Source organism: Maribacter algae (assembly GCF_047345745.1).
Classification (GTDB): domain Bacteria; phylum Bacteroidota; class Bacteroidia; order Flavobacteriales; family Flavobacteriaceae; genus Maribacter.
This window is the reverse complement of sequence record NZ_JBLFES010000004.1, coordinates 66,546-86,888: the sequence shown is the minus strand read 5'-3', so window position 1 is coordinate 86,888 and position 20,343 is coordinate 66,546. Positions and strand designations below refer to the sequence as shown.

The 20,343-nt window shown below is 39.5% G+C and carries 21 protein-coding genes and 1 pseudogene; 17 read left to right on the top strand and 5 right to left on the bottom strand.

The features are described from left to right. Positions 1–7: 7 nt before the first annotated feature. The 12 genes from ACKWBX_RS14940 (at position 8) to ACKWBX_RS14885 (ending at position 10,917) form a co-directional block, all read left to right on the top strand. On the top strand, positions 8–1,297 hold the full coding sequence (locus ACKWBX_RS14940) for an XkdF-like putative serine protease domain-containing protein (RefSeq protein WP_413969523.1): 1,290 nt from the start codon (positions 8–10) through the stop codon (positions 1,295–1,297). Positions 1,298–1,300: 3 nt separating this feature from the next. Next, positions 1,301–2,203 carry a hypothetical protein gene (locus tag ACKWBX_RS14935; RefSeq protein WP_413969522.1) on the top strand — a complete coding sequence of 301 codons (903 nt, stop codon included), beginning with the start codon at positions 1,301–1,303 and terminating at the stop codon, positions 2,201–2,203. A gap of 82 nt (positions 2,204–2,285) precedes the next feature. After that, a complete protein-coding gene (locus ACKWBX_RS14930) occupies positions 2,286–2,819 on the top strand; it encodes a hypothetical protein (protein ID WP_413969521.1) in 534 nt (177 codons plus the stop codon). Between the two features lie 100 nt (positions 2,820–2,919). Then, positions 2,920–3,228 carry a hypothetical protein gene (locus tag ACKWBX_RS14925; RefSeq protein WP_413969520.1) on the top strand — a complete coding sequence of 103 codons (309 nt, stop codon included), beginning with the start codon at positions 2,920–2,922 and terminating at the stop codon, positions 3,226–3,228. Further along, positions 3,228–4,943, top strand: a complete 1,716-nt coding sequence (locus ACKWBX_RS14920; protein WP_413969519.1) for a hypothetical protein — start codon at positions 3,228–3,230, stop codon at positions 4,941–4,943. Before ACKWBX_RS14925 ends, ACKWBX_RS14920 begins: the two co-directional genes overlap by 1 nt. Position 4,944: 1 nt before the next feature. Further along, complete coding sequence (locus tag ACKWBX_RS14915) at positions 4,945–5,490, top strand: DUF6712 family protein (protein WP_413969518.1); 546 nt, start codon at positions 4,945–4,947, stop codon at positions 5,488–5,490. After that, entirely contained in the window at positions 5,490–6,056 is a 567-nt protein-coding gene (locus tag ACKWBX_RS14910) for a hypothetical protein (protein ID WP_413969517.1), read from the top strand. Before ACKWBX_RS14915 ends, ACKWBX_RS14910 begins: the two co-directional genes overlap by 1 nt. Positions 6,057–6,062: 6 nt before the next feature. After that, positions 6,063–8,657 (top strand): hypothetical protein, encoded by a 2,595-nt coding sequence (locus ACKWBX_RS14905; protein WP_413969516.1) that lies wholly within the window; start codon positions 6,063–6,065, stop codon positions 8,655–8,657. Beyond that, positions 8,657–9,274, top strand: a complete 618-nt coding sequence (locus ACKWBX_RS14900; protein ID WP_413969515.1) for a hypothetical protein — start codon at positions 8,657–8,659, stop codon at positions 9,272–9,274. The genes ACKWBX_RS14905 and ACKWBX_RS14900 overlap by 1 nt, the downstream gene beginning before the upstream one ends. After that, positions 9,274–9,855, top strand: coding sequence for a hypothetical protein (locus tag ACKWBX_RS14895; protein ID WP_413969514.1), 582 nt, complete (start codon positions 9,274–9,276; stop codon positions 9,853–9,855). Before ACKWBX_RS14900 ends, ACKWBX_RS14895 begins: the two co-directional genes overlap by 1 nt. Before the next feature lies 1 nt (position 9,856). Continuing rightward, a complete protein-coding gene (locus tag ACKWBX_RS14890; protein WP_413969513.1) occupies positions 9,857–10,465 on the top strand; it encodes a PAS domain-containing protein in 609 nt (202 codons plus the stop codon). Continuing rightward, entirely contained in the window at positions 10,465–10,917 is a 453-nt protein-coding gene (locus ACKWBX_RS14885; RefSeq protein WP_413969512.1) for a lysozyme, read from the top strand. The genes ACKWBX_RS14890 and ACKWBX_RS14885 overlap by 1 nt, the downstream gene beginning before the upstream one ends. 25 nt (positions 10,918–10,942) lie before the next feature. Here ACKWBX_RS14885 and ACKWBX_RS14880 read toward each other — a convergent pair whose 3' ends face one another. Together ACKWBX_RS14880 and ACKWBX_RS14875 are read right to left on the bottom strand one after the other, a co-directional pair. Then, positions 10,943–11,473, bottom strand: coding sequence for a hypothetical protein (locus tag ACKWBX_RS14880; RefSeq protein ID WP_413969511.1), 531 nt, complete (start codon positions 11,471–11,473; stop codon positions 10,943–10,945). A gap of 150 nt (positions 11,474–11,623) precedes the next feature. Continuing rightward, positions 11,624–12,202 (bottom strand): hypothetical protein, encoded by a 579-nt coding sequence (locus ACKWBX_RS14875; protein ID WP_413969510.1) that lies wholly within the window; start codon positions 12,200–12,202, stop codon positions 11,624–11,626. A 36-nt stretch (positions 12,203–12,238) separates the two neighbouring features. Here ACKWBX_RS14875 and ACKWBX_RS14870 point away from each other — a divergent pair. After that, positions 12,239–12,949: pseudogene (locus ACKWBX_RS14870) on the top strand (YifB family Mg chelatase-like AAA ATPase); the annotation flags it as partial. Here the strand turns inward: ACKWBX_RS14870 and ACKWBX_RS14865 are convergent. From ACKWBX_RS14865 to ACKWBX_RS14855, 3 genes are all read right to left on the bottom strand, one after another. Beyond that, positions 12,946–15,306 carry a TonB-dependent receptor gene (locus tag ACKWBX_RS14865; protein WP_413969509.1) on the bottom strand — a complete coding sequence of 787 codons (2,361 nt, stop codon included), beginning with the start codon at positions 15,304–15,306 and terminating at the stop codon, positions 12,946–12,948. The pseudogene ACKWBX_RS14870 and the gene ACKWBX_RS14865 sit on opposite strands and share 4 nt — an antisense overlap. Before the next feature lie 291 nt (positions 15,307–15,597). After that, on the bottom strand, positions 15,598–16,161 hold the full coding sequence (locus tag ACKWBX_RS14860; RefSeq protein ID WP_413969508.1) for a hypothetical protein: 564 nt from the start codon (positions 16,159–16,161) through the stop codon (positions 15,598–15,600). A 15-nt stretch (positions 16,162–16,176) separates the two neighbouring features. Continuing rightward, on the bottom strand, positions 16,177–16,620 hold the full coding sequence (locus ACKWBX_RS14855; protein WP_413969507.1) for a hypothetical protein: 444 nt from the start codon (positions 16,618–16,620) through the stop codon (positions 16,177–16,179). A gap of 218 nt (positions 16,621–16,838) precedes the next feature. Here ACKWBX_RS14855 and ACKWBX_RS14850 point away from each other — a divergent pair, with 218 nt between their 5' ends. From ACKWBX_RS14850 to ACKWBX_RS14835, 4 genes are read left to right on the top strand one after another with little or no spacing between them, the layout of a single operon-like run. Beyond that, positions 16,839–18,032, top strand: coding sequence for an Nramp family divalent metal transporter (locus ACKWBX_RS14850; RefSeq protein WP_413969506.1), 1,194 nt, complete (start codon positions 16,839–16,841; stop codon positions 18,030–18,032). Beyond that, the gene (gene pxpA / locus ACKWBX_RS14845; RefSeq protein ID WP_413969505.1) at positions 18,033–18,776 is read left to right on the top strand and encodes a 5-oxoprolinase subunit PxpA; all 744 of its coding nucleotides are present in this window, start codon (positions 18,033–18,035) and stop codon (positions 18,774–18,776) included. Beyond that, positions 18,773–19,510 (top strand): 5-oxoprolinase subunit PxpB, encoded by a 738-nt coding sequence (gene pxpB, locus ACKWBX_RS14840; RefSeq protein WP_413969504.1) that lies wholly within the window; start codon positions 18,773–18,775, stop codon positions 19,508–19,510. Before pxpA ends, pxpB begins: the two co-directional genes overlap by 4 nt. After that, positions 19,503–20,342 carry a 5-oxoprolinase subunit C family protein gene (locus ACKWBX_RS14835; protein ID WP_413969503.1) on the top strand — a complete coding sequence of 280 codons (840 nt, stop codon included), beginning with the start codon at positions 19,503–19,505 and terminating at the stop codon, positions 20,340–20,342. Before pxpB ends, ACKWBX_RS14835 begins: the two co-directional genes overlap by 8 nt. Position 20,343: the final 1 nt, after the last annotated feature.

Sequence of the window (20,343 nt, the reverse complement as noted above, 5' to 3'; positions counted from 1 at the left end):
TTAAGGTGTGGACATTTACGAAGTAACATTTAACCCAGAAAAAGACAAAGGAATTTACGCCCTATCGGTAGTGAACGACCCAGCGATGGAATCTATGTTCATAGCCTTGAACAAGGATGTAAAGGAGGTTGAAATACAATTGGCAGAGGTCAATAAAGAGCAACGAATCTTGATGGGAGTTGCTTTGATTCCCGATAAACCTATCTACAGAAATCAGGACGGAAAAGAGTTTTATATCACTTTTCCAGCAGAGACCATTAAGGCAGCTGCACATTCATTTCTAAAGAACCAACATAACAACAACTCCACTATCGAGCATGAAATAAAGCTTAACGATATGAGCGTAATCGAAAGTTGGATTGTATCGGACGAAAAGAACGATAAATCGAATGCCTACGGTCTGAACGCACCAAAAGGAAGTTGGGTAGCAGCTATGAAGGTGGACAATGAGGAAATATGGAACGATTATGTAAAGACTGGAAAAATCAAGGGGTTTTCAATAGATGGACTTTTTAGCCTGAACAAATTGGAACTAAATAAAAAACCTATGGATAACAACAAAACAATTATAGATGAAATCAAAGCTGGTTTCATGGAACTAAAGAACATTTTCAAAGCTGAAAAGATTGAATTGGCTACGGCTGAACTGGAAGACGGTACACAAATCGAATACGAGGGCGAAACTTTGGAAGAAGGTACTGCAATAATGATAGTATCGGAAGACGGTGAGAAATCACCAGCCCCAGACGGTGAACATACCCTTAAAGATGGTACTAAAGTCAGTACCGAAGAAGGAAAGGTTACGGAAATCAAGCCAGTGGAAGATAAGTCCGCTTCGGAAGAATCCGAATCCATTGTCGATGAAGTGACCGCCAAAGCGGAGGAAACTTTAAAGGATGCCTTAAACCTTAATTCGGAAGGTGTCAGCGCACATCTTGAATTACCAGTCGGAGAACATGAAATCGATGGGAAAATCTACACGGTGGTAGAAACTATTGATAACGAAGGTTCTGAAAACGAATGGAAGCACAACGTAATTGTCTCAATTGTACCAAAAGAAGGTGCAACGCAAGAGCCTACGGAGTTATCGAAACTTCAAAGCGAACTACAGGTTATCCAGACGGAACTAAAGACAGCATTGGATTCAAAAGACCAAAAAATAGCGGAGTTGGAAGCCCAATTGGCAACCGAACCAGCTTCTAAACCAAAAGTACATACATCGGTAAACCTTTCCGCTGATGATAAACCCAAAACTACCAAGGAGAGATTAAGATTAGCAATACAAAAAAACAATTAAGATATGCCTACTACAACTACAGTAACAAGTAATTATGCAGGGGTGGCAGCTGGCGAACTTTTCGGAGCAGCTTTCAAGGAAACCAATGCAGTACAAAGAGGTTTGGTAACATTTATGCCAAACGTAAAACACAAACTTTCATTAAAGAAAATCGACTACGGAAACGGAACGACCGATTACAGTTGTGGATTTACCCCAGCTGGTTCTATCACTTTAAGTGAGAACCAATTAACGATAAAAATGCTCAAAAACGATATGGAAGTCTGTAAGGACGACTTTAGAGCGCATTGGGACGAAGAAGGGGACATTATGGAAGCCGTTCAGGTGGAAGTACTTGCAAGTCAAGCCGAAAAATGGGATAACGACATCTGGAACGGAGATAGTTCCGTTGATGGACAATTCGGGGGTCTTATACCTCAATTTGAAGCCGATGGGGACGTAATCAAGGCCAATAACGGGATAAGTCCAGCAGGTGCAGCTATTACAAAGACCAACGTACTTGCGGAACTTGAAAAAGTAACGTCCGCTTTCCCTAAGCAAATCAGAAAAAAAGCCGATTTCAAAGTATTGGTTTCATCCGATGTGGCATTGGCATACGAGCAGTATCTAATCGCTAATGGTATTACCGCTGGATTCGGTGGTACTGACCAGTTCCAATCAAAGTACAGCAAATATATGTTGGAAGAAGTGGAAGCGTTGGACGACAACACGATTATAGCTTACAGGACTTCAAATGTCGTAGTAGGTTCTTCCAAGTCAAATTCTGAAAATGAACTTTCATTGGTAGATACATCGGAAACCTTACTGGATGGAAACATCAGGGGTAAAATCGTTTACGGTGCTGATACTGGCTATCATGCTGGTGATGAAATCATCTACTACGTATCGACTGAAACACCAGCCTAATAACTGGTAATTAATAACTAAAAAACAAGGGTGGACGGGCTTGCCCTATCCACCTTTCTTTTTATAAAACCCAAATTTTATTATGGCTTGTTTAATCAATTCAGGTAGAAAAATCCCTTGCAAAGATACTTTAGGGGGACTTGTAGCTGCCTATTTCATAAATTATATAGAAGAAGCTTTCACGGTCGTGAACGGAGAAGCAACGGCACTTAATGTAGGTGTAACGGAAGCTTTCAAATACGAACTTAGAAACGATGGTAACATCCTTTCCGAAAGCCCTGTGTCGGATAAGAATACTGGTACTACGGTCAATACCCAAACACTGAACTTGGTACTGCCTAAACTGGATAAGGAAACTTCCTTACAGGTAAGTCTATTGGCTAAAGGTAGACCCGTTATCGTTGTGCAGGGTAGGGACGGTTCATACAAGGTAGCTGGACTATCGGAAGGTATGGACTTGACAGGTTCTGACATCAATTCTGGTGGAGCGCATTCGGATTTCAGTGGTTACAATTTGACATTTACATCTATGGAGGGCGAGAATGCACCTTTCTTGGACGAAGCAACTATTACCGCTTTGCTTGCAATTGTTTCAGCAACGAACATCGAAGCGTAAAAACTACCTACACTTATTGGATAATCCAGTTTTTGACCCTTACAAGTTCTTTGTTAAGGGTTTTTTTCTTCCAAAAACCGTCCTTAATACTCTTTATAACATGAACATCCTACAGCCAATATCGACCGAACAGACCTTGATTTTTATACCGAGGTACAACGCTCAAAACATTGTTTTGAACATCACGGACGAACAGACCGAAACGGGTACGGAATTGGAATTAACAGCTACCTATCTGGACGGCTATATGTACGCCAATATCAGCTATGATTTTATAGAGGGCGGAAGGTATTCATACGAGGTAAGGGACACTGAAAACGAACTAATGTACAGGGGCAAAATCTTTGTTACAGCCCAGACCGATTTACAGGAATACAAAGTCAACCCAGATATACTAATTGCCGACTAATGGAACAAAAAGAACCTACACCAAAACATATATCAGTCATCCAATTGAACAATTATACCAAACCTATCGTTAAGGAGGTAACTGGTAAGGATTGGGTACTAAATGGAAAGAACAATAGCCATTTTCAAACGCTTATAGAGCGTAAAAAAGGCAGTCCGACCAATTCGACCATAATCAAGAAATATTGCAGCTTCATCTATGGTAAGGGCTTGACGGTCAATGCAGATGATAAGAGTATCCTTAGTCTTTTTCCTAAAAAGGAAATAAAGAAGATTATAAACGATTACAAGCTTTTCGGTTCTGCAACGATTCAGGTAATCTATTCCAAAGGTAAAGGGGCTTTAAGAAAGGTCACAGGGGCTTACCATATTCCTAGGGAAACGATAGCACCTAATAAAAAGAACGAGGACGGGGACATTTTAACTTATTGGTACTGTAAGGACTGGTCGAAGGTAAACAGCAACAAGCCAGAACCTTTTCCATCTTTTGGGACTTCAAAAGAAGCAATAGAGATATATGAGGTAAAGGATTATGAAGCAGGTTCGGAATACTTTGCAAGTGCCGATTATGAAAGCAGTCTGGAATACTGCAAACTGGAAGAAGAAATAAGCCATTACAGTATTTCCCATATACAGAACGGTCTTAGTGCTGGCTGGGTAATCAATTTAAACAACGGAATACCAGAAAAAGAGGTACAGGACGAAATGGAAAAATCCATTTTACAGAAAGTAACTGGGTCTAGTGCAGCAGGTAACGTTATCATAAGCTTTAATAATTCATCCGATACAAAAACAACCGTAGAGCCGTTCCCACAAAATGCCAGTCATAAGCAATGGGATTTCTGGGTAAACGAAGCTAAGACCCAAATCATGGTAGCACATGAGGTTGTTAACCCTATCCTTTTCGGTCTGGAAAAATCGACTGGTTTTGGGAACAATGCGGACGAAATAGAAGTATCGGCAAAATTCCTTTACGGTACTGTTATCATGCCTTACCAAGAGACTATTACCGATGCATTCCAAGAAATAGCGGGAGTAAATGGAGTCAATTACGAATTTGAGTTCAAACCATTGATTGACTTTACAAAAACGGACGGTTCTAGTTCTGCAAGTGGTGAAAACGTAGAATTAAAAAAAAAAGATAGTCCAGAACTGGAACTGGACACCTTCACGGCCAACGCCCTTATCGATTTAGGGGAGGACGAAAGCGAAATGGAAGGGTACGAACTCATTCACGAATCCAAGATAACGGAAGAACCACAGGACTTTGAAACAAACTTAGCCAGTACTGTATCTGGAAAACCAACTACAAAATCAGAACAGGATAACCCTTTGTTCAGGGTAAGATATACCTACGCACCGAACAATGTCAGTGCCAATAGCAGGGAGTTTTGTAAGCTGATGGTCAATGCAGGTAAGGTCTATCGAAAGGAAGACATCGTTGCAGCTGGTGATAAGGTCGTTAATGCTGGACTGGGTGCTAACGGTTCGGATACCTATTCAATCTGGAAATTCAAAGGCGGTGTAAACTGCAAACACTTCTGGCAGAGAAGGGTCTATTTAAAGACCAACAACAAAATAATCAGTGTGAACGAAGCCCAGAAAATGATATTGGATTTAGAACCAAAACAAAGGGATTCGGTAAGACTGCCCAAGAACGAAAAGGAGGTAGCCCAATCTGCTTCACCATCAAACAACCATTGGAAATTAAACTAAGATGACAACACTACTTATAACAGCATCCGACCTGACAAAAAATACCATCATGGGCGGAAATATAGACCCCCAGAAATACGTCCATGTAATCAAGGAAAGTCAGATTTTCGTGGTTGAACCTATTCTAGGAACTAAGCTATATAACAAGATAGTCACTGACTTTGAAAGTGAGAGCCTTACGGGAAATTACCTAACGCTTTTAAACGATTACATAAAGCCTATCCTAATCTATTCGGTGGCAGCTGAATTTATACTAGTCCATAGTTACAATATCGCTAACGGGGGTGTATTCAAGAACGCCCCAGAAAATTCGGAATCCGTATCAAAATCGGAAGTGGATTTTTTGGTACAGGAACAACAGAATAAAGTGGATGCCTATATCCAAAGGATGCATAAATTCTTATGTGGTGTAGACATAACGGAATATAACCAAACACAGGATAACAACTACGATTTGTACCCAGATAAGACCCAAAAATTTACAGGGGGTTGGAAGTTGGATAGCAATAGGAACGACAATGGATTCTTAAAGGCAAATGAAAGGTAATGGCTCTAATCACATCTGGAAAAAGAGCAGGTTGTAAAACGACCATCGGAGGGATAAAATTGGTCTACCTAGCAACGTTCGTTCCCTATCAAAGAAATGAATTCGGTCTGGACGGTACGGTACTTACATCGATACCCGAAACCTTTATTTACAGATTCGAGTTGGACGGGGACAAAAACAGTTTTAGCCAGAGTTATGACGGTAAAAGCTATTCCCAGAGCCTAAGCCTTGAATTCAAGAAACAGGATGTTACGACCTCTAAATTGTCCGAAAGCCTAAATTATCTGGATTATCGGGCTTTGATACTGGATAGGAACGGGGACTATTATCTACTGGGTCTGGAAAACGGATTGACCAGTACGGGAATACAGATTACATCTGGTGGCTCTACCAGCGATTTCAATGGTTATTCCATAAGCTTTAACGGAAAGGAAAGGTTACAGGCATTGCACGTAATAGACCCTTTCAACAATGGATTTATAGAGGTGGACGGAGAAGACTTTTATCAGTTCCAGAACCTTGAAACATTCTGCTTTCAGGACGGGGAACTATACCAATTTAATTAAAACAAGATGAGTGTATTAACTAGCAAAAATGAATTACTGAACCCGTCGGATTTAGATTGGTTGCATATCGTGGACTTTTCCGATACTACAGGAAGCCCACAAGGTACGTCCAAGAAAATCAGAAGGTCTAACCTTTTGAGCGGGTATACTGGATTGGATTCAAGGTATTATACCAAAAACGATATTCTGGACATATTCGACGGTGATAACGGTTTCCCAGTAGGTATAACTTCCAAGGTCGAAAATTGGGATACAGCTTTTTCGTGGGGCGACCACTCCACTTTTGGATATGAACTTCTATCAAATAAGGGTAATGCCGACGGATACGCACCATTGGATTCATTTTCGTATTTACCTTTTGTAAACAACCATCCCTACATACGTAACGCTGTTTCAAGCGGTCTATTGAACGGTGGGGAATTGACCATCAATTCCAGTGATGGCACGACATTCGATTTAACGGCTGGAAATGCTGTTATAGTTGATAGGTCTAACCCGTTGAACCCTATTATTACAGAATTTAATTGGACATCACAGACAGGCATTGCAGCTACTTTGTTGGGTACGGAATCGGCTAGTTTCATTTATTTGGATAGTAGTTCCAATATCATACAGAAATCGACACCACCAAACGGAGTCGATAGGAGGGAACTAGTATTTATCGCACAATTGGGACATAGTGGGAATGCAACCGAGATACTTAACGTGGCGCAAGCCCCTACAATCTTTGAAAGCCCGTTGGACTTGACTAGGGACGTTCTGGCCTTTACTGGTGTATTGTCTAAAGGAAATTTCATCAGTGCCAACGGTTCTAATTTAAGTTTAAATAAAAGTGCTGGTAGTTTGATGGGGGAGGGAGTAAACTTCTTTCAGGATGCCAGTAGCCCTAATATCCGTGAATATCCTGAATATATCGCACCAGTTCTAAGGATGAGGGATAGAAATTCAAATGGTGCTAACGCTACTTTTTTGGATGTTGCCCAATATGACAACAACGGAACTTTAAGCCCTGTTCCCGCTTCGGACTGGACTAACCAAAGGGTCTATATGCTTACCAATGGAAATCTGGTAGTACAATATGGTCAGGTGGTATACAACACGAAGAACCAAGCTTTAAGGTTTCAGGATTCGGAAGATTTCGTACCTATTGTCAATGTTACCGATACAGCTAGGTTACTGGCGATAATTACCGTCAAGGGAAACGCCAATGAACTTAACGATACTTCGGATGCTATTATTACCAATATTTCGGGAATATCGGGAGGTGGCGGAAGTACAGCTACGGATTTGACATGGGGAACTATTACAGGCACATTGTCAAATCAAACGGACTTGCAAACAGCCTTGGATTCAAAACTAAATCTAACTGGCGGTACTGTTACGGGAAACCTTACCATTGATGGGGTAATGAACGTAGGTGCTGCCTTTGTGGATAACTCCGCAAATCAAGGTCTGTTCGGTGCTAGTAATTCAGGAACTGGGGAAGTATCATATTTGGACGTTAACGCAAACGGTAATCTATTGTTTAACGATAACGGAACGCCTTACACGGTTTACCATTCTGGAAACTTCAACGGCTCTGATGCAACTACTTTAAACGGTCTGGATTCTTCTCAATTTGTAAGAAGTGATATAGCCGACACCAAAGAGGGAAATTTAGATGTTTTAAGTGGTTTTTTAACGGCAAAAGGTAATGGACAAACTCACAGAACACTTTTAGGTAATTCTAGCACTACTAATAATTTCTTAGTTGGAGGTAGCAGTGTAGGGTCAAATAATACACTTGATACATATTTAAGGATTAGAAGCGTTGCGGACGGAGATTTAGTATTCCATGAAGATGGAAATGTATGGGATGTGTGGCACACGGGAAGAGGTTCTCTGACAATATCTAATGATAGTTCCCCAGCTAAATTAATTCTAAATGGTGATTCGGGAAATGTCGATGATGATGGAAGGGAAGATGCACAAATCGATTTTCTAAATGACGGGGGAACTAATGGTTATCGAATAGGGGTTGAAAATGGGTCAAGTTTATCCAATATGGTATGGCATCATATTTCAAACGGTACACCTACCGAAACTGCCAGACTTGATAGGTTTGGGGTATTTACACTTCAAAATACTGCTAATATCAGTAGTTCTAGCGACATTTCCCTTAATCTAACCAGAACGTCCAGCGGTAATACAGGAATTAGATTCGATGCAGGTGGAAGTAGTAATTATTCTAGGTTGTACGGAGCAGCTGGTTCAGGTACATATTTCAGATTATTCGGTAATTCTACTGAATTGGCGCAATGGACTACAGGAGGTACTTTAATCAATTATGGGGAAATCACAGCAGATGATTTTAATGCTACATCGGATGAAAGATTAAAGGAAGAAATCAAACCACTTGAAACAAAAGAAATCAAAGTCGATTGGATTGAGTACAAAAGGAAAGGTAGAAAACGATTCGGTGTAGGTGCGCAAACATTGGAAAAGGAACATCCTGAATTTGTCCGTACCGATGACAAGGGTTATAAGTCGGTAAGCTATATAGATTTATTGGTCGCTAAGGTTGCTGAACTGGAAGCGAGGTTGGAAAAAGCTGGTTTGTAATGGCAATATCTACTTCGTTACCCATATTACTTTCTACGGTCATATCTGAAATAGGTTTGGCTTCTGGCTCATCTTTGGAAGATTGCTTTGCAAATGCACTTAGTTCAGGTTTCAATACGACATACGGTACTATTTCAAGTAATAATCTACAGGCTTTTAGAGGTTACAACAATAATCCTTTCAATGCAAGGAAAGCCAGTTCAAGGGGTTCGGCTTGTTTTACTTACAACATCCTAATCTATTACAGTGGAACAACATTGGCAAATTCAAGTGCCATTTATACCAATTCGGCAAAAACCATATTGGCAGATGAAGATTTCTATTACGATGGAACTACTTTGAGATATTGGAACGGTTCAAGCTTTACAAGTACGATACCATGTTCGACGGTGCTTTCCGAAACCCCTTTTATTTTGTCGGGTACTACACAATGTAGTCCTAACATATCGGCAACTTACTACATAGAGAACGGTTTTACATTAGCCAATTGCAATGCCTTTTGGACTGATGTAAGCGCAAAGAATTTCCCGATAGCTGGATGGTACGAAGTACCTAATTCGACAACGGTCAGATACTGGAACGGTTCGGCATTTACATCATTTTCAACTTGTCCATAATGAAATATTCAAAGTACATACCATACGCAATCATCGCTATTCTTTTGGTAATCCTATTCGTTAGGAAGTCCGAAACGATAACAGTTACTGTACCCGAAAAGCAAGGCAGCTTTAAAGTAGATGAGCCTAAACCGATAGTGATAAAGGACACCATTAGGATTGATGGGGAAACAAAAGTAATCCCAGTACCGAATCCAATAAACCAAAAGCTTTTAAACGAATATCAGAGTTTAAAGGATAGTGTTGCCAGATTGGAATTTGTAAAGGATGCGGTAACGGAAAGAACCTATAAAGAAACCTTTACCGATAGTACCCAGACCATTACCGTTCAATCGGAGGTCATAGGCACGTTAAAGAGTCAGAAAGTCGATTACAGGGTATTTGAACAGCAAATGGAAATACCTATCAAAAAAAGAAAGCTGGAGGTATATACAGGACTTTTTACGGGCGTTCCAACGACTCCACAACAAAATATATCGATAGGGGCTAATATCAGCTTAAAAGCCCCCAAAACCATATACAGCATCGGGTACGATAACCAACAGAATATTTACGCTGGCATCAGCATCAAACTTTTTTAACATGGATTGGACACTTATAATTACGGGACTTATATCGGCACTATCTGGTGGTGCATTGGCATCATTTCTTACTTTTAAGCTGGGGAACAGGAAACAGGACGAAAGCGAATTCGCAACACTGGTAAAGGAGTACAAGGAAATCGTTGAGAACAACAAGGCTGATTTAGTGGAGTTGCGCAATGAAGTAAAGGAAATAAGGAAAGATTTAACGGAAGCTAAATTAGAGAACCAACAGTTAAGAAATCAATTGATGATTTTTGAAAGTTCCAATACCGATGTTCCGTTACCGATATGGCTAAAGGATACGGACGGTAAAATGCTTTTCGTAAATCCAGAATACGAAAGGGCTTTGTTAAATCCAATCGGCAAAAGTTCGGAAGATTATATAGGTAAAACGGATGTTGATGTCTGGGGAGAAGAAACGGGGAAACAGTTTCAGGCACACGATAAAAAAGTGATGAGGTCTAAAAAGCCGATGGAATTTGTCGAGCGTTGGAAAGGTATGAACGGGGCGGAATACGAAGGAAGGATTATTAAATATCCTAGATTCCTTAACCGTACCGTTATCGGAATAGGGGGTATCGTAGTAGATTTTAAAGAAGTAATGTAATGAAAAGAATAAGCGAAAAAGGATTACAGCATATCAAGGATTGGGAACAGTTAAGGCTTAAAGCTTATAGACCGCTACCCACCGATAGATGGACAATAGGGTACGGCAATACTTTTTACGAAGATGGAACACCAGTAAAGCAAGGTGATGTTATTACGGTCAATGAAGCCGAAAAGCTTTTAACGATTATCGTATCAAGATTCGAGCAAAATGTAAACAGCTTTGTTTACGCTATCATTAATCAAAATCAGTTCGATGCCTTGGTATCTTTTGTCTATAATATAGGGGCGCATAATTTCAGGCGTTCAACACTTCTTAAAGTAATCAATAACGACCCGAACGACCTAGATGAAATCGAAAGGCAGTTCATGCGTTGGATACGTTCCAAAGGGCAAATTGTACAGGGTTTGATTAATAGAAGAAAATCCGAATTTAAACTTTACAGTAAATAAGAAAGCCCCAATCAAGGGGCTTTTTCTATTTTAATTCACCAGCTAACCAGTCTGATGATATTAGTACTTCCTTTTCTTTCCTACTGCCAAAATAACAGGATATAAAATGTTTTGGTATTGTTAGTTTATGTACCGTTCTATTTTCAGTTTCGCCTTTGTGGTTTCTATGGTTAAAGGCGAATCTTTTGGCAACCTTTGGACATAAACTCCATGAAATGCCATAGCCTTCTTTGGCTTCCTTTTTATCAGCACCCCGATAGATGGTAACGTTATCTGGTAGATTTTTAAAAATAGCAACCTCCCTTGGATTCATTACGGATAAATCCATTCCGTCCATGATAAAGTCATCAATTGTTTCAGACCAAGCCCCAACGTTATCACTACTAATATAACAGTAAGCAAATAGTTTATTTAGATAGTACATCCTTTCGTAAAAGGCATCTTCTGATTCGTAAAAGGCATCTTCAAATACTTGCATTACATTATAGCTATTGACATTAATTGCATATGCAGCAGCCGAAGCCATACGGTCTATTTCCTTCTTTGATTTAATCATGGTTTAAATTTACGTTATCTTCCTATAAATTTTCTTTGTAATTATTATAAAGGGTTGCAAGCATCAACAGAATCTTATCCCGTCCGTAGGATTGGGGCAGCTTATAGATTTCCTTGTAGATTAATTCTACATCCTTTTCAAAGGCTTCCATTATCTTACCCTGTTAAAATATGATATAGCATAGTTCTTGGTGAAGTTTCCTTCTTCATCCGTACAGCCCCTTTCAGTAACATAAAACCTATCATCGGTAATCATACGGTTATCGTTAATATCAATCTTAACGGTTCTAAATGAAACTTCCTCTTTAACTGTATCCCAAAACTCCAATCGATAGATATTGTAGTTACCCGCCTTATCTTGCAATCGTTCCCATTTCAAATAATCTTCATATCCGTAAAAGGTGGTATACTCACCAATACGGGGCAATCCGTTTTCAAGATGGATATAAGTTCCATCAACCTTAAATTCTACCTCTATGGAATCTTCACCGCCACCAGTCATAGTTTTGAACATACTTAATCTTTGTTCGTCTCCTATTCGGTCTATTTCCTCACTTGTAAAATCACCGCTACAAAAACTATAATCGCTATCCGTCCATTGCCAAACGCCTATAACGGCATCCTGTTTTAACGTTTGTGAAAGGACTTCGTTACTTTCCAAGGGTTCAACACTACAAGATGTAAGAGCCAGAACCATTAATACCATTGTTGTTTTAAATAAATTTTCCATAATATTTTGCTTTTAAATTAAACCTCCACACAAGACACTAAAACAGATGTTGCCCTTGTCGGTGGGGGAGCTTACCCGCAACCCGGTGAGATTTCACTTTCTCACAATGGCGTACTGTTCTTGGATGAATTGCCCGAATTTAAAAGAGGCGTTTTAGAAGTAATGCGTCAGCCTTTGGAGGATAGGGAAGTTACGATTTCCAGAGCTCGTTTTACGGTAACCTATCCCAGTAGTTTTATGTTGGTGGCCAGCATGAATCCCAGTCCCGGAGGTTATTTTAACGACCCGGATGCTCCTGTAACCTCTTCTCCTGCAGAAATGCAGCGGTATCTGAGTAAAATTTCCGGTCCGCTTTTGGACCGAATAGATATTCATATCGAAGTAACACCGGTACCCTTCGAAAAACTCTCCGAAGATAGAAAAGGGGAGAGTAGTGTTGATATCCGAAAGCGAGTGACTACGGCAAGGGAAATTCAGACCAATCGTTTCGCTGAACTGGATAATGTACATTATAATGCCCAGATGAATACGAAACAGATTAGGGAATATTGCAAATTGGACGAAAAATCCAAGACCCTACTCAAAAATGCCATGGAGCGGCTAAACCTTTCGGCTCGTGCTTACGATAGAATTTTAAAGGTAGCAAGAAGCATCGCCGACTTGGCAAATGAAACAGAAATTAACGAATCTCATATCAGTGAAGCCATTCAATATCGTAGTCTGGATAGGGAAGGATGGTTAGGTTAGTTCAAACTATTTTTAGTCAAGTTGATTGTTTTTATTTCCGAGATTAAGCTTCCATCATTGCCCATGCCTTCTATATAAAAATCGATGTTGTTCAATCCACTATCGGGTATCTTGAATTTAACACTACTATCACCTTCTAAGACGAGTTCCGGTTCCCAATGTATGGCTCCCAGATAGGAGAACAGCTCAAAGCCATAATCGTATTTTGGACTGTAATATTCCTTGGGAGCAGTGAAAGCGTAATTGTTTTGTACAAAAGCTCTTTTTACAAAAGGGACATAACCATCACCCAAAAGGAAATCTTTTCTTGTCCAAATCCTAATCGTTCCATTGGCCCCTCTGATGCCTTGCATTACGTCTGGATATGGGTTTATTTCAATTTGTTCTATTTCAGCGGTTCTAAGAGTGGATAAGAAGTCGAGAGCTTGCCCATTTAGGGGCATTCTAGTACCGTCTAAAAAAATCAATGGAGTAGATCCACCATTGAGAGAAACGCTCCTCCGATTTATTATCCTTAAATCTCCCATTGATTGTATAACATTAAATGAACGTCTTCTTATCAAATCTGTGACCAATGGATACATTTGTGCAATTTCAAGGTTTATATTTATGGGCCCATCCCTAATAACTGAGGAGACATTATCCAAACGCTCGTCTGAAACTTGCACCTCATCCAGTACAATAATTTTGTCCTTTAGATCAAAGTTCAGGTCTGGAACATCATGGTCTTCAAACCTGTAACGTAAGTATTCTTCCGAAAGTTTACTTAAGCTAAAATCGGAGCGCAAGGCGGTAAATAAATAAGGTGCCTTCGCCTTTCCCTTCTTATCCAAAAGTTTAACCTCTACGGAGTCATTGGTGTCAATGAAAAATCCGTCAACGGTAAAATTTGTATCCTCCAAAGTTATTACGCGGCTATCATGATAATCCGAGGCCTCTATAAAAACGGAATTGTATTTTTCCATTTTCTCTTCATTGATACGTCCAATCAACTTTAGCCCATTTTCAATTTCAAACTTCTTCTCCGGGGCACCGTTGAAGATGTTTCTCCATTCATATCTACTCCAACCCTGGGTCAGTAACAGAAGGTCAAGGTCGTAGTGCTTTTGCCTGTCAACATTTTCAAAATAATAGGACGGACTTTCTATGAAACCTCTAATAAATGGTTTCAGGTAAAACTCCGATTTAATGTTCAAAGGACTTTTATTGGCCAATGAAACGTTTGGAAGTACAGAAACACTTAGATTTTGTTTTATTCCGTAATCATTTTCAATGTTCAAACTGATAAGGATTGAATCGTTTGATCTTTCCAAGACCCCAATATTGATCTCAGGGTCTTTTTTCCCCTGCATTTCGTTAAATACCATTCGTTCCGCAAGGGGTTCATACGATTCGTTGAACAGCGTAATGATATTGATGCCGGGAAGAAGCTCATTTTTTTCAATCTCCAAAATTTTTATCGCATCGTTTTCGTCCTTTACCAACGGAATAAGCTTGGAAGTACCGTTTTTATGGACAAGAATAGAATACTTTTCCATACCATCGGCAAAGACATTATGTACCGCAGCAGAAATTTTTATTTTAGAATCCTCGTAATTGTTCAAGACCTTCAAAACGACCCCGTTTCTATGGATGGCAGGTAGTTTGGCCTTGATGGTGGTACCATCCACAAGAGTTGTTCTTATACTGTATTCAGACAATTCTGGGGTAATGGGAAAACTACCGATTCCAAAACGGTTGCTCTTGAAATCCATAATTTTCAATCCATCTTCGTTAAGCACTTCTCCGTTTATGAATGGAACACCGTACCCATTACTATCGGTAAGTTTTACGCCAACAGTACTTTCAACATCGGCTACTAGGTTGCCGCCCTCTGGAAAGACCATTAGCTCATATTCATCGTTTTGGAATATAGGTGTTTTCCTTACTTTGTTCACTATGGTGATTGGGCGCACGAAGCTATCGTCCTCCTTAAAATTACGCATCCAATTAGTAGTGGCACTCAAGAAATAGTTTCCGCTTGCTAGGGAAGAATCTACCTGAATGTTGCCTTGACCGTACCCGTTTTTTGAAAGTATGAGCGCTCTTTTGATCACATTGCCTTCCTCGTTATGCAAGGCGATATGAAGATTGGTCGTTTTTACAAAGGGTTTAGAGGTCTTTCTGTTGAAAACATAACTCTTCAACCAGATGTTCTCTCCCGTAATGTAGGTAGTCTTATTAGTATGTAAATAACCGGACTCCCTGGGCAGTTCAAAATAATCGGAATATGTGCCGACCAAGTTTTCCTGAGAAGTTTGCCCTGAAACGTTGAAATTGAAGAGGATACATGACAATAATATGAAGAATCTACCCATTTTTAACATCATTAAATTTTCTTTAAATTAGTTAAAATTAGGTGAAACATTCATTTCGTTAACAAATATTTATCAGGAATTCTCTTTAGGGTAGAAATGAAAAATAATTCGTTGTATACAATCTTTATTATCGATAGGAAGAGACCTGAATTCATGTTGAATAGAAATGAAAAAAATATTTTGTTAATGAATGGGGATTCTCACCAAGGCATTGGAGTAAAGGACACCCAATAAATTATAAAATGTTGATTTCCATTTTTTTTGGTTTAGTTTATCCAGTTAGCATAAGCATTACAATAAAAACTCCTCATCATTTTGATTGGGATTTTTTTCCTTTAAAGGTCTAAAGATGTCTTTTAAGATGTACGCGGTGACAATAGTGAGGCCTACGGTCAAAGTGGATATGGCGTAATCCCAATCCAATAAGTGCATGAGCGACCCGCAGATGATAATCAGTACACCCATGACCATGGAGAAATTCCATACTATTTCCAACATACTATTTTTGGTTTTTCTATCCTCGTCCATAAAATAGGCCGTTCCTTCCATAGCAAACCATGTGATAAAAGTAACACCGGTTCCAATCTGAAAAATTAAGGTATAAGGGAAATCCAGTATTTTAAGAAGTCCGTTTGTGGCCCAAAAAAGAACGAGTACCATTTTAATATAGGCTACGGGTTGTTTGTTTCGTTTCTTGGAAAAACGCAAAAAATATAGGATCAATATGGCTAAAAAAGCCGTAAAGATAATTCCAGCGGAATAGGACACGTTTAGCACCCGCATGATCATTCCGCATAAAAGAGTGACTAACGCTATTCTAATGGGTGTTTTTAAAATTTTATCTGACTTTTCCATAATAATTATTTTAAATCAAATGACCTTTAAATTGGCCTTTAGACCATCCATGATTCCCATGATATTTTTCACGGTTTCGTTTAAATAGTATCTCACAACGATATGGGGAATACGTATCGTTGTAAAGCCGTTTTTAAAAGAATGCATGGCCTCTTCTAGATTCTCGATAGCCTGTTTCTCAGTGAGTTTTTCGTACTCTGTATCTATTTCAATGTTCAGTTTTACGCGTGATATGGCAATATCGATAGACTTTTTACCGTCCCACCATTCTAGCATGGCCTGTATACCGGCTTCTTTTAGACCGTAATATAGTTGTATGGCCTCTAAAGGGGTGTCGTGGGTTTTGATAAGCTCTTGCATACGCTTGTGATGTGGTTCGCATAGTTCCACACCAAGGCTGTCCATAGCATTTTTATGGTCTAAGTAACCAAGTTCCTTTTTACATTCTAAACAGGTCATTTAATAAGTAGGTTAAGTTTGATTTGGGATTGATATAACCCTGTATTTTCCGTCTTAGTATTTACTATCGATGTATGACAGCCTATTTTTAGACGAACTACATTTTTTTAGATAAACTACATTTTAAAATGTTAAAATTGTGGTGAAAATCTATTTTTGCAGGGTTATTTATTCTGATAATTGAGACTATATTTACCAAAATCGTTTTTCTTTATGGAATGTTTAAAAAATTAGGTCCGGGAGTTTTGGTTGCAGCGGCTTTCATAGGTCCTGGCACGGTTACGGCCTGTACCTTGGCCGGGGTAGGATTCGGGTATTCGCTACTGTGGGCCATGTTGTTATCTATCATCGCTACGGTAGTGCTTCAAGAAATGTCGGCCAGGTTGGGAGTAGTCACCCAGAACGGATTGGCCGATGTCATTAAACAGGAATTAGAAACCCCTTGGGTACGCGTTGTCGTCATTGGAATTATTTTGGGAGCCATCGTTATCGGGAACGCCGCGTACGAGGCAGGCAATATTGGTGGTGCCACCCTTGGACTACAGGCTGTTTTTGGCACTTCCTTTTCGGCTTACTATCCATTTATAATAGGCGGTTTGGCATTTATCTTATTATATATAGGAAATTATAAGGTATTGGAGAAAGTATTTGTACTGTTGGTCATGACTATGAGTCTTTCTTTTGTTTTAACAGCTATCATAACCAGACCAAACCTGTTTGTAGTTATCAAGGGTTTGTTGGTCCCTACAATGCCTGATGAAAGCATCCTTACGGTCATTGCCCTGGTAGGAACTACGGTAGTGCCCTATAACTTATTTTTACATGCTTCTTTGGTCGGGGAAAAGTGGAAAAACAAGAAGGATTTAAAAGCGGCTAAACGAGATACGTTTATATCCGTTATATTGGGTGGCCTAGTATCTATTAGCATTATTATAGCAGCCGCTGCCATTACAAATGTAGAGGTGAAAAATGTGATGGACTTGGCTAAAGGTTTAGAGCCCTTATACGGGTCGGCGGCAAAATACTTCATGGGGATTGGTTTATTTGCTGCCGGGGTAACCTCTGCGATTACGGCACCTCTAGCTGCGGCTTACGTTGCTAATAGTTGCTTTGGATGGAAGGTCGATTACAAAAATATAAAGTTTCGGTCGGTATGGATACTGATTCTAGCATTGGGCGTTTTCTTTCTGTCGTTTGATATAAAACCAATTGAAATCATAAAATTCGCTCAAGTTGCCAATGGCATTTTACTGCCGGTAATCGCCATTTTCTTATTATGGGTCGTTAATAAAGCTTCTGTTCTGGGCAACTATAAAAACACTATGCTTCAAAATATCCTTGGAGTTGCTATAATAGGGTTGGCCATTCTGCTAGGGGTAAGGAGTATTTTCAAGGTATTTGGTCTTTTTTAGATGGAAAAATATTATATAGATTTGAATTGCGATGTGGGAGAGGGCATAGGTCACGAAGCGCAGCTTTTCCCATTGATATCATCTTGTAATATTGCTTGTGGCGGTCATGCCGGAGATGCCTCTACTATGCACATGGTTGTCAGATTGGCCAAAAAGCATCAATTGAAAATAGGGGCGCACCCATCGTATCCCGATAAAGAGAACTTCGGGCGTATTTCTATGGATATTGGCGATACTGACTTATTGGAAAGTATTCAAGAACAAATCGAACTTTTACGTTCAATATCAAAAAAAGAAAATATCGATTTATATCATATAAAACCGCACGGTGCATTATATAATGATGTTGCTAAAAGTGAAAAACTTGCGTCATTGTTTTTAAAAGCTATTGAAAAATATAAAAAAGAGTTGTTTTTGTACGTTCCATATGCATCGGTCATAGAAAAACTTGCGTTTGTGAAAGGCTACAAAATTAAAAGGGAGGCCTTTGCCGATAGAAATTATAATGACGACCTTACCCTTGTTTCCAGAAGAGAAGAAAACGCTTTGATTACCGAGCCATCCCTGGTCTTGAAACATGTTGTAAATATGGTAACGCATAACCTGGTGAAAACCGTTTCACTTAAAAAAAAGGCCATAAAGGCAGATACCTATTGCATCCATGGCGATACTCCTTCCGCATTGCAAATATTAACGTATCTTTCTAAGGAATTACCTAACTATAATTGTTTCGTTAAAAAGTGAATCTCCCACCTATAACCATAAAGCCTTTCGGTGTCCATGCTATTTTGATCGAGTGGCCGGCAGAAGTAAACGAAACTATTTTGAACAGCATTCTTCAGTTTGAAGCTTTCTTGAAAAAAAATTGCCTTGTAGAAGAGGGATGGGAAACCGTTCCGGCCTATAATTCCTTACTGTTACTGAATAGAAACCGCACATTGGACTATGTTTCGTTCCGCAAAAAAATCCAGGGTTGGTACGACCAGATAAAAGAAAAAAAAATAGAAAAACGAAGTCTGTGGAAGCTGCCGGTATCCTATGATTTGGAATTCGGGATAGATCTAGAAGAGGTCGCGGAAAAATTAAACAAATCTGTTCATGAAATAATAGCATTGCATACCAATAACATCTATACGGTCTATGGAATCGGATTTTTGCCCGGCTTTATGTATTTGGGCGGTTTGCCCAGAGAATTGGAAATCCCCAGAAAAGCCTCTCCAAGGTTGAAGGTCAAAAAAGGAGCGGTCGGCATTGCGGGGCAACAGACCGGAATTTATCCACAGGAGTCGCCCGGAGGTTGGAATATTATAGGAAATTGTTCCGTACCCATGTTCAATACGAAGGATGAAAAGCCTTGTTTTGTAAGTGTAGGAGATAAGATTCAATTTTATGAAATTTCCCGTGCAGCATATGATTTGCATAAAATTGAGGCTGAAGTAGGCATTTATACACCGGAAAGAATAGAAATAAATGATTAAAGTCCTTAAATCAGGGTTTTACACTACCGTTCAGGATCTAGGAAGGTTTGGTCTTAGAAACAAAGGCGTTCCGGTATCTGGGGTAATGGATAGCGCTTCTGTTTTAAAGGCAAATGCCCTTTTGGAAAATGATGATACGGATGCCGTTTTGGAAATCACGATGACCGGACCAACATTGATTTTTGAAGAAGAAACCTATATAGCACTTGCTGGAGCGGAAATGTCCGTTACGCTTAACAACGAACCTATACAAGCTTATAAAGTCTATCAGATAGATGTGGGGGACATAATTTCTTTTGGTAGGCTATATAAAGGTTTTCGTTCTTATTTGGCCGTTAAAGGTGGTTTTAAAACAAAAAAAACTTATGGGAGTAGGTCTTTCTTTAGACCGATTTTCAAAGAGAATAGGGTTAATGACGGGGATGTAATACCCTTTGAGTACAACAAACTCTTTAGACCAAAAATATCGGAAATCAAGGTGGACTCTTTTTTGACCGAAACCATTTTGGAGGTCTATAAAGCTCCAGAATTCGATAACTTAACGGATAAACAACTTGAACCCCTTTTTTCAAAGGATTTCACTATTTCCAAAGAGAATAATAGGATGGCTTACCAATTGACCGAAACCATCCCCGGGCATGAAATGAGTATGTTGACCTCGGCCACTTTGCCCGGAACTGTGCAACTGACGCCATCCGGAAAGCTGATTATTTTGATGAAGGATGGTCAGACCACAGGTGGGTACCCACGTATTCTACAACTATCGGATATGGCGATTTCTATCTTGGCCCAAAAAAGGGAGGGCAGTACCGTTTCCTTTAAATTGATATAAC